This is a genomic window from Schnuerera sp. (assembly GCF_035459645.1).
Classification (GTDB): Bacteria; Bacillota; Clostridia; order Tissierellales; family Tepidimicrobiaceae; genus Schnuerera.
The window spans coordinates 1-2,147 of the sequence record NZ_DATHXO010000044.1 but is presented as its reverse complement, the minus strand read 5'-3'; the positions used below and the strand labels follow the sequence as shown (position 1 = coordinate 2,147).

4 protein-coding genes are annotated in these 2,147 nt (G+C 36.1%); 2 read left to right on the top strand and 2 right to left on the bottom strand.

Features of this window, described 5'->3' with window-relative positions; all coding sequences use genetic code 11:
* Positions 1-379, bottom strand: a 379-nt coding sequence (locus VK998_RS01035) for a metallophosphoesterase family protein (protein WP_325224496.1), incomplete at its 3' end; no start/stop codon positions are given.
* A 131-nt stretch (positions 380-510) separates the two neighbouring features.
* The gene (locus VK998_RS01030; RefSeq protein WP_325224494.1) at positions 511-993 is read right to left on the bottom strand and encodes a PTS sugar transporter subunit IIA; all 483 of its coding nucleotides are present in this window, start codon (positions 991-993) and stop codon (positions 511-513) included.
* Between the two features lie 132 nt (positions 994-1,125).
* Between VK998_RS01030 and VK998_RS01025 the strand changes: the two genes are divergently transcribed.
* Together VK998_RS01025 and VK998_RS01020 are read left to right on the top strand one after the other, a co-directional pair.
* Positions 1,126-1,737 carry a zinc dependent phospholipase C family protein gene (locus VK998_RS01025; protein WP_325224491.1) on the top strand — a complete coding sequence of 204 codons (612 nt, stop codon included), beginning with the start codon at positions 1,126-1,128 and terminating at the stop codon, positions 1,735-1,737.
* A gap of 39 nt (positions 1,738-1,776) precedes the next feature.
* Positions 1,777-2,147 (top strand): RES family NAD+ phosphorylase (locus VK998_RS01020; protein WP_325224488.1); only part of this gene is annotated, 371 nt, incomplete at its 3' end.

The following is a 2,147-nucleotide window of genomic DNA, read 5'->3' as shown; positions in this document are numbered from 1 at the left end:
TATTTTTATCTGGAAATTCTTTTTTCTCCAGTCCTATTGGAGTAAATAAGGTTATATTTTCTGGCCAATCCAACATATTATATAAAGATTTTTTATTTAACGTATCATGATTCCCAGCAGTAATAATTATATTAGTTCTTTCAGCTTTTGCTAATATGTCTTTAACTCTTTTTATATCACCTAATGTGAAATATTTTTCTTCAAATAAATCTCCTGCTATAAAAAGAAAATCTACCTCATCTTTTATCCCTTTGTCTACTATTCTGTTAAATGTATTCCATAGTTCCATTCGTCTTTCATTAGCTATTTTTGAATCAAAACTTACATTGTTAAATTGCAGACCTAGATGCAAATCTCCTGTATGAATGAATCTTACCATATAATTCCTCCCAAAATTTCTATTCCTCTAAGATTATATCATAGATTTATAGACAAAAACAGTAAGCCCTATTAGAAAACTGTGAGCTTACATTCTCTCTTAGGGCTTTTTCAAGTTAATTTTTTTATTATTTAATCCAGTTCTATTGTATATATAATATTCTTTCCTTTTTCTACATTCCCACTATTTTTATCCATTTTATTCACTTTATCCATATTAGTTATTATTACTGGAGTTATTGGAGATTTACCTTTTTCTTTAATTAGCTCTATATCAAACTCCATTAATATATCCCCTTTTTTAACTTTACTATCCTTTTCTATCATTCGTTTAAATCCAAGACCATCTAGCTCTACAGTATCTAATCCTATATGGATAAGTATTTCTACCCCTTCCTTAGTGGCTAGTCCAATTGCATGATTTGTTGGAAATATGGTAACTATTGTTCCGTCTACAGGAGACACAACTTTTCCTTCTGCTGGCTCTATAGCTAATCCATCTCCAATCATCTTTTCTGAAAATACTTTATCTGGAACTTCCTCCATAGGAAGTATATTGCCAGTAATAGGTGAAACTATTTCTACAAACTTATTTTTCTTAAAAAAATTCAACATTAGTATACTCCTTTCTTATTATAAAATACAGATACTTGTATAAAAGTATAACATAAAAATAAGGATATTTGTTCTTAACTATATAATATTTTTATATAATTTGTGCAGACTATAATCGAGGGGATGATTAGAATGGATATTTTAGAAACTACTTATGATTATATTTTGAAAGCAGTTTTTGGCATAGCAAATCCTGTAAAGAAAACAATAATTAAAACTCAATGTAAAGTTCATAAGGCTATTAATATATATGCTTTGAGAATTCTTAGAAATGATAATTACTTAAGTGAATATAACTTTTTCAGTAGTTATATTTTAGACATCAATGAAGGAACAGTATGGGCAGATCAGGATTTCAAAAGTTCTAATCATTTTTATAATCCCTACAAGAAAAAAGGATTATATGGAAGGAAAAATGCGATGGACTTAGGTGTTGATTACTATTCTAAGGCCATAAAATTTTGGGCCAGTGGTGATTTTAATAAATCTTTGTTTTATTTAGGTGCAGCCCTTCATATTGTTCAAGATATGACAATACCTCAGCATGCTAATATTCGATTGTTAGATAATCATCGACAATATGAGTCCTATGTTAATCGAACCTATAAATATATAGATGATTTTGAAGTAAATAAAGGAGCTTGTCTATTGGATTCTATTGAAGAATATATAAGATTCAATGCTAGAGTTGCTATTAAAATCTATAAGAAATTTAATATGATTTCAAGTGAAAAGAACCACTAAGCCGCCTCTCCCCGACCGTCTCTATCCCCCACACGGCACGTGACGATCTACCGCCTCACCAAAGCCGCCTATGCCGACACCGCGTTACGGGGCTCGCGCGGGCGCGGGCGGTGGCACGAGCAGGGCGTTCCCATGGTGTACACGGCCGACCAGCCCGCCACGGCCTTGCTGGAAACGCTGGTGCACGCGGGCCGCGCCCAACTCGTCACGGCCGAGTACGTCCTGTTTCGCATTGAACTCGATGAGGACGCCCACGTGCTCACCCTCCCCGACGAGGCGCTCCCCCCAGACTGGCAAGCCTGGCCCTGGCCCGCCTCCACCCAGCAGATCGGCACGTTCTGGCACGAACGGGGGGACTCCGTCGCGCTCTCCGTGCCCTCTGCCGTGGTCCCGATGCATCGCAACACGCT